The 8,921-nt window shown below is 37.8% G+C and carries 3 protein-coding genes; 2 read left to right on the forward strand and 1 reads right to left on the reverse strand.

Annotation, left to right across the window (positions count from 1 at the left end; all coding sequences use genetic code 11):
* Positions 1-1,245: FAD-dependent oxidoreductase (locus A194_RS18340; protein WP_017187074.1), on the forward strand; the 1,245-nt coding region annotated here is incomplete at its 5' end.
* A complete protein-coding gene (locus tag A194_RS0111985; protein WP_017187075.1) occupies positions 1,235-2,104 on the forward strand; it encodes an RNA polymerase sigma-70 factor in 870 nt (289 codons plus the stop codon). The genes A194_RS18340 and A194_RS0111985, both read left to right, overlap by 11 nt.
* Positions 2,105-2,398: 294 nt before the next feature.
* Here the strand turns inward: A194_RS0111985 and A194_RS0111990 are convergent.
* On the reverse strand, positions 2,399-8,921 hold a 6,523-nt coding region (locus A194_RS0111990; protein WP_029425240.1), incomplete at its 5' end, for a carboxypeptidase regulatory-like domain-containing protein.

The following is an 8,921-nucleotide window of genomic DNA, read 5'->3' on the forward strand; positions in this document are numbered from 1 at the left end:
GCTGGTTACGTTGCAGCTAACTTTTTAGCGGAGTCAAATATATCAGTTGTTTTAATCGAAAAGGGGAAGGAGATGGGAGGTAGAGCTAGAACAAATCATATTCAAGGTCAGTATTTCAACTTAGGCCCTCATGCATTATATAAAAAAGGGAAAGCTAAGTTAATTCTAGAAGAATTAGGTATAACATTAGAGGGAAAGACGCCAAAATTAAACGGTAGTTTCGTAGATGGTAACCACGAATTTGATGCTCCATTCACACCTCTAAAGCTAATTACTACTAAATATTTTAATTGGAAAGAGCGCTTAGAGTTCATTAAGATTTTAATGGAGATAAAGAAAACAGACACTAACAAAGTTAAAGATTTAACGTTTAAACAATGGCTTGAACAAAGAATTAATTCGAATAATGTTCGTTCGATTATTGTTATGTTAGGGCGACTGGCAACCTACTGTCATGCTCCAGAGCGAGTAAGTGCTAAAGTCATTATTAATCACTTAAAGCTTGTAATGGGTGGTGTTACGTATTTAGATGGTGGGTGGCAGTCAATGATTGATCAACTTCACAACAAAGCGATTGCATTAGGTGTAAGTGAAAAAAAACAGAGAAACGTAATAAAAATCACGCCTAATGACAATGATCTATTTCAGTTGAAGCTTTCAAATGATCAAGTTATTTTAAGTAATGAAGTTATTTGTACTACATCCCCCCATGAACTTAACCGTATGTTAAACAAGAGGTACACCGAGGTATCTGAACATTTTGACCCTGTGTGTGGTGCTACGCTAGATATTGCATTGTCTCAATTACCTAATACTAATAAACTTTTAGCATTAGGTTTACATGAGCCATTATATTATTCTGTGCATTCAACATTTGCTAAACTTTCAGACCATGAGGATGGTGTTGTACTCCATGTTTTTAAATACTTTCATCCTGACGAAAAGATAGAGAGTAAACAAGTAAAACTTGAGTTAGAACAATTTTTGGATCGAATTCAACCCGGCTGGCGGAAATATGAAATCGCTAGTCGGTGTTTGCCTCAAATAGTTGTTAACCAAAGGGTGCCTCAAATTGGTGATGAAAAGAAGCTATCATATATTGAAACTGATATTGATAGATTATATATTGCTGGTGATTGGACATCTTCGGACTTAATATTGTCTGAAGCGGCAGTTAGTAGTGGTAAGAAAGCGGCAGAGGAGATTCTTCGATTGAGAAAGGGGGAGGGTCGTATTGGAAATTAGTCAAGAAGAATATAAAGAGTTGAAGCCTCTACTATTTTCATTAGGGTATCGACTACTCGGTTCTGTGACTGATACTGAAGATTTCGTTCAAGAGACATTGTTAAAAGCAATACAAATTGATGGAAAGAACATTGAAAATAAAAAGGCTTATCTTTGTAAGGTCATGACTAATCGTTGTTTGGATCATCTTAAGTCTGCCCAACATAAACGGGAGTGTTATGTAGGTCCTTGGCACCCAGAACCTCTAATTATTAATCAGGATAATTATGATACAACTTTAGAGAACACTTTAAATATAGAGGGCTTAAGCATTGCTTACCTTCGATTGATGGAGAACTTATCACCTCATGAACGTGCAGTTTTTCTTTTGAGAGAAGCGTTTGGATTTTCTTACAAAGAAATTGCAGATATCGTAAGTAAATATGAGGATAATTGTCGTAAGATCTATAGTCGTTCAAAAAAGAAACTTTCGACTGTTAAAGAAGAAAGCTTAAATTATGACCGTAATAAAACAATTGTTGAACGGTTTGTTCAAGCTTTTCAAAGTCAAAAAACCGATGAATTACTCTATCTATTATCTGATGAAGTAATACTATACTCTGATGGCGGAGGTAAAGTGAAAGCGGCTATTCGTCCAATTATAACAAAGACAAATGTTTTAAGGTTTATGTCAGGTGTTGTTGAAAAAGTACCTAATGATTTTTATTTCGAGTTTAAAAACATTAATGGTCAACCCGGACTTGTTAATTATGTAGGTGGAAAAGTTCATAGTGTTATTAGTTTTTATATAGTTGGAGAAGAAATAAAGGAAATTTATATGGTTTTAAACCCTGATAAGCTTAAAACTGTGACTCATTAAATATCTGTTCTTCTATTGGTGACTACTAAAGATAGATTTCATATAAAAACAGAACATGAAAAGAGTCGGCCGGTACTGACGTTCTAAGTGCAGCTGGTCCTGCAATATAAGAAGCACTTCCTGCTAAAACACCATTAAAGTCGCTCCTCCAACAGACAAACTTACTAGATATACAGTAAGAACACCGACTGCTCCACCTAAAAATAGAGAATTATGTTTTTTAATTTTATACAATTAAAAACCCAACTAGTCGTGTTATATGACTAGTTGGGTTTATTAGTTATTTAGAAGACGTTACTTTTCGTCACTTTGAGATCTTTCTCCATTTTCACCATCGACTTCATCCTTAGGATTATTTTCTGTAACTTCTTGTTCCTCTTCCGAATGATTAGGTTGATTTCTGTTTGGGTTACCTGTAATGATGACTTGTAAACGTTCGCTCATCTCGGATTTACCTGCTGCATTTTCTGCTTCTGCATATAAGAAGGTATTACCATTGTGTTCAAAGTCAATCATAGTTTCAAAGTTACCTTCCTCATCAGATGTAATTGTTTTAATCATTGACTGGTTGTTACCTTGTTTTTCGTAAATGTTGATCGACACATTAGGGTCTGAAGTTCCAGTGATTTCTACTTCTCGCTCATTTGTACGAATTTGTTCCTCATCAAATGCTGGTTTGGCTGGTTCTTCAAACTCTGTCTCAGCTTCCATAGCGTATTGAGCAGATTGTACAAATAATGTTTTAGCATCTTCAGTCCATCCATAAGTTGGTGCAATCATATTAGTTGCAGCAAAGGAAGATAACAATAGATGGATTGATTGTTCACTGCGATATTCATAAGCTATGGCAGTCCCTAAGTCCTCATCATTAACATTTAAGTTAGCAAGGTTAGAACCGGGGTAGTCTTTAAATGTAGAATACGGACTTCCTTCCCCGTGTATGACAAAAGAATCAGGTAGTTCATTGAAAATAGGGTGGTCTATCTCACCAATGTTTAAGATTACTTCACCTTCGTCATAACCGTGCTGGTCATGAGTAGGGTATCCAGCATATTGTTCAAGTAAGTGGATAGAACCATCATTTTGCCCCCAAGTTCCTAAGAACATAACACTGATTTCAAGTTCATCAGTTCGTTCGATTAATTGTTCAACTTGTTCATCGTCAGCTTTGTAACTATTGACGACAACGAGTTCGAACTGTTCAATGTGATCTAAAACATCCCAACTAACCGATTCAGCGAAAAGGTCATGTTCATTGAGTAAGCTTTCTAATTCTTGGTTGTGATCTTCAATTACTGCGACAATAATATTGTTAAGCATTAAGTCAACGTTGATTGGTTCTGTCTCAACATTAATTTCATCTTTTGAACCGATATAGCCATCTTTTTCTACGCTGACAATGTAATCGCCAGGAAGTAGTTGATCGAAAGAATATTCACCATCTGCGTTCGACTTAGTCACTTCCAACTCTTCATCGTCTTTCGTTAGTGTGACAGTCGCTTCTTCAATAGAATTATTCGTCTCATTATCAATGATGGTACCGGAGATCGATGTTCCTTTTATTTCTTCTAAAGAGAAGTTTAACTCTACAGTATCACCTTGTTCTTCAATCGTGACTGATTGAGTCTTTTCATGGAAGCCAGTAGCTTGAGCTGTCACGTCATAAGTTCCACTTCCAATGCCTATACGGTACTCTCCGTTGGCATTCGTCACAACTTCTAAATCATTGTCTGGAATCGATACGTTAGCTTGTTCAATTGGATTACCATCTTCGTCTGTAACAGTACCTGTAATTTCACCCAAACTAGCGGATATAGCCCAATCAATTGAATTGGCATAGAGTAATTTTGCTTCATCTGTCCAGTTTGACTCTACATCAGCATAAGTTCCTACTTGTAAGCCGGATAGAAGGAGGTGGACGCTATTGGCTGTTCTAAAGTCATATCCAATACCTTCACCTAAAGTTCCTTCTTCATTATGCGAAATTTGACCGACTGTTGTCCCGCTATAATTGTTGTAAACGGCATATTGCTGATTACTAGAGCCACTTTCTAAAATGCTGAATTCTTCTTCAGAAATTCCAGCAAATAAAGGGTGACCCGTTTCTATCGCTAAGTTAACGTGACCTGGGACAAAGCTCCAACTAACAGACTCTGGGTTACTGTAAACGTCTCTAAGGTCAGCGATCGTTCCGCCACTGAACTGTGAGGTAAAGATCATGCTAATCTCACGTTCATCTGCTTCATCAATTAATTCTTGAAACTCTTCATTGCTTATACTAGAAGAACGGTTATTGAAGATAATTAGAGCGTACTCATCAATTACTTCTAAAAGTTGTTCAGTATTAGCACTTGAGAAGTAATCAACTTCATAACCAATTTCGTCAAACAGCACGTCAAAGCGACTCTGGTTAGTTGTTGTTGTTATTACGGCGATTTCTTCTGATTCGCTCATATAGAAGTTTGTTGTGACTTCTTCACCTTTAACAACTTCTACGTTAGAAGTCGTCTGCCCCATAAATCCAGGTGCGTTTGCACGAACGTCGTATTCGCCTACAGGTGCAACAACTTCATAATAACCATTTTCATCAGCCTCAACGTCAATTGGTGTACCGAGTAAGCTAATTGTAGCTCCTGGAATACTTTCTTCAGTTTGTGAGTCGTATACTGTACCACTTATTACGCCGACATCATTTGACTCTAGTGTAAACACTTCATCATAAACGGAACCGTTATCAATAGTGACCTCGAATTCAGTCGTTTCATGTCCGTAAGAATCAACTAATAAAGTGTAATCACCAGCAGGTAAACCTAAGAAAAATTCGCCTTGCTGATCAGTTGTAATAGATTTACCTGTTTCTACTACGGTAACGGTTCCTTGAATTGTTTGGTCTAAATCATTTTCTAGAGCACCATGTAAATCTCCAGCTAAAGGTTCTTCATGATCTAAAGCCCAAAGGATGGCATTGTTAATAATTGTTTCTCTGTTTTCATCAAAGTCACCACCAGGGTGGAATAAATTGCTAATCGTCATATTACCTAACAGAATCTCAACTGACTCAGTTGTACGCCCTTTATATGCGATTAAATCACCGATTCGTTCTTCGTCAATTTCTACTTGTGCAATTGTTTCACCGTCATAATCATCAAAAGCATAATAACGGTCAAAACTTGCTTCCATTGGGAATGGGGTTTGAATTTCAACCCCTTCTACAATTGGATGTTCTTCGGTTGCTTTACCAGCGACATTGGAATTTTGACCAGTTATTTCTGATCCAGGATTATTCTCAAATTCATTTAGAAAACGAATGGCACCTCTGCCACCGGTATGGCCTGTCCAAATCACAGGTAATTGTTCTTCATCTAGCTTTTCAACGAATCGATCAAACTCTTCTTTAGTAGGATTGAACTCATGTCCATAATCCGAGTTAGCGAAGACTAAATCGACTTCACTAAGTTGATCAATATCAGTGTATAAAAGGTCTGTTGTGTTATACCCTCTCTCTTCAAGGTACTCACTTAACGTGACGCCAGAAGAAGAGGTGTTATCTACAATAATCCCTACAGTAGGGGATGGTTTTAACTCGATGTTATGAGTTGTAGTTTCACCTGGCTGAACTTCTACATCAATCTCTTTTAAGACGTAATGTTCAGACTCAAATGTTAATGTGTACGTTCCAGGCTCGATGTTCTCTATCGTATAAGCACCTTGAGTATTTGAAATTGTTGATCTTGGAAAACCTTCTAAATTAACCGATACATCGGCAATGGCACTCGCATCCACTTCGCTTTCAATATGCCCTGTAATTGTTCCGGCATCATCACTAACTTGCATCGTAATATTTAAAGGTTCTCCATCTTGTCCTGCAGAAGCAGAGACAGTTTTAGTTTCATAACCAAATGAACTGATTTCTAACTCATAATCTCCATCCAAAATAGGAATTGAAAACTCTCCTGAGCTAGAATCTGTCATTTCCTCGATGTCATCTCCAACAATACTGATTGATGCTAGTAAAGGTTCTCCATTCTCATCTGTAACAGTTCCATCAATTGTTGAAAATTCAGCATGAGCTGCCCAAACGACTGAATCTAGTAGAAGCTCTAGTGCTTCTTCAGTGTAGTGATCACCATGATGTCTAATTGAGAAACCGTGACCAGCCATTAACAGTTCAACACTTGAATCAGTTCTCGGTTTATAAGCTACAGCAGGACCATATTGGTTTGACCCTTGGTGTTGGCTTTCTGCGATCGTGTAACCACTATAATTCTCGAAGTAGCCAATATTACTATTTGAAGGAACTAATAACTCAATAAACTCTCCCTGTTCATAATTCCTGAACAAATCATGCTCTTCAGTTACTATATACCCTGATGGATTTGACGTATCACTTACGGTGTTACTATACTCAGGATCATTCCGATGGTCAACAATAGCTGGTAGTGGAGACGTAGATGAGTCTGTCTCCCCAATAACTAGACTAGTATTCTCTTCATCAGCTAATTTAAATAGTTCATCAATGTCTTCTTCTCCAAACGAAATACTACTCATAGCATTTATGAAAATAACATCAAAGTCACCGACATGATCGTGCACATTATTATAAGTTAATTCTTCAACTTCAATGCCATATTCACTAAATACATGTTGGAAGTTACGACTACTAGAGAAATAGTCTTCTAACACAGCAATGTCAGGTGTTTCTCTTAAAGTTTGATCAACTGTTACAGGACTTGACGCTAATTCAATGCTAGTTGTTTCACTTAAATGACCATCTAGTGAAAATGTTAATTCATAATCACCTTCATCTAAGTTTAATAGTTCATAGTATCCTGTCTCGTCAGTTTCTGTCTCCGCAATGATTTCATCATCATTAATAGCTTCAACGGTAACGTTTTCTAGGGCGTTTGAAGTCCACTCATCTAACACTGTACCCGACACGGAACCGCCATCGGTTGATTGTAATTCGGCATTAAAAGAGAACGGTGATCCATGTTCCACTTCAATCTCTAAAGTTTCTGTTTCGAATCCTTCTGATCTAATCGTTAACGTATAGTTACCTTCATCATGGTAGAACTGTAATTCGCCATCAGTTTCAAAAGTTTGGTTCGTTTCCTCTACTATTACTGTAGCGTTTATTTGATTACCACTTTGATCTTCAATTGTGCCATTTACTTCACCGAACTCGACATTTTGTAAGTATTCGATGCTGTTTAGGAAAGTATTTTGCATATCAGGTAGCCAGCCTTGGTATGGTGACACCCATGGTGAAGCGGCATGTGAAGCTAGTAAAAGGTGTGCGCTATCTTCTGTGATTGCTTTATAACCGATTCCTGTCCCGACCATGCCTAGTTGAGAAGAGCCAATGCTACTAATCTCACGGCCAGAGTATTCATTGAACCAAGCGAAATCTCCACCTTGTTCATAAAGTGTGAGTGTGTCTCCGACGTCATACCCATCAAAGACTGGGTGTGCTTCGTTAACTTGCATAGAGACGGTTCCAGAATTGTAAGTGTGAGAGATCTCTTTTGGATCATTGTAGTAATCTACTAAATGCCTAATGGATCCGTAACTAGGTCCCCAAGTATCAGCAAATACGAGATGAACATTACTTGCTTCGGCTTGTTCAACTAGTTCATTAAACGTATCCTCATCAGGTAGCCATCCACCACTCGTGTAGGCACCATTTAAATAAAGGATGTCATAGTTGTCTAGGTCTTCTGCGACATCCCAATCACGTTCTTCAGCCGCAAAGCCGTTCATGTTTAAAAAACTAGTTATTTCTGATTCGAAATCATTTAAAACAGCTATGTCATAAGGTTGTAAAGTGAATTCAAATGAGTTGTCTGTATCTGCAGATATTTCAATTTCGTCACTCACTTCAACAAATCCGTTTAGTTGGAGGTTAAGGTTATAACTTCCAGCGTGTACTTCTTGTTCTTGAAACACACCATCTGAGTCAGTACTACCGCTAATAGGTGTGTTGATTAAATCTACAGTAACATCTTCGAGTGGAAGATCCGTTCGTTCATCTATAATCGTAATATCTAATGAACCGACCGATGCATCAGTTAATGTATAATCCTTCTCGACTTCGTATCCTGATACGAAGTTCACGTGTTCATGAACTTGTTCTTTCCCATAATATTCGACTTTCACTTCATACTCACCGGGTTGGTGCATTAAAGTAAAGGTCCCGTCTTCATTTGCTTCTACGGATTGATCTGTGTCTTTTACACTGACTGTCCCTTCAAGAGGTTGTCCGTCTTCGTCAGTAATCGTACCTGTAAGTATGCCTGGGGACGAATAGGATTGTACGCCATTAACATTTGGCACGATTACAGTACCAGGTAGTATTAAAGTTCCAGATGTGCTGTAGTTAGGCATACTATATTCTTCCATGACTTCGCCAGTATACACATCAATTGCGAAGAATGAGCCGTTAGAGTTTGTTAAAAATAAAACGCCATTACTACTAACTGCACCGTTGTGATAACTTGTACCATACGACTGGTTACTCCATAATTCTTCACCAGTATTTTTATCAAATGCTTTTAAAACCGGTTGTGCTAAAGAACTTGCAATAACGAGATCTTCATAAACAATTGGTGAACCAGCTTGTGGGTCTCCTAACCCTTGCTGTTGCCATAACACTTCACCAGATTGAGCGTTAATGGCATATAAGGTAGCAGAACCTTGATCTAAGTTTGCACTCGTTACATAAAGCGTTTGGTCATCATATACAGGTCTGGATGCGAATCCTTCATTTTGTTCAGTCGTAAACGTCCAAACTTCATCACCAGTATCCGGGTCAAAAGCA

The organism is Alkalibacillus haloalkaliphilus C5, assembly GCF_000269905.1.
GTDB lineage: Bacteria > Bacillota > Bacilli > Bacillales > Alkalibacillaceae > Alkalibacillus > Alkalibacillus haloalkaliphilus_A.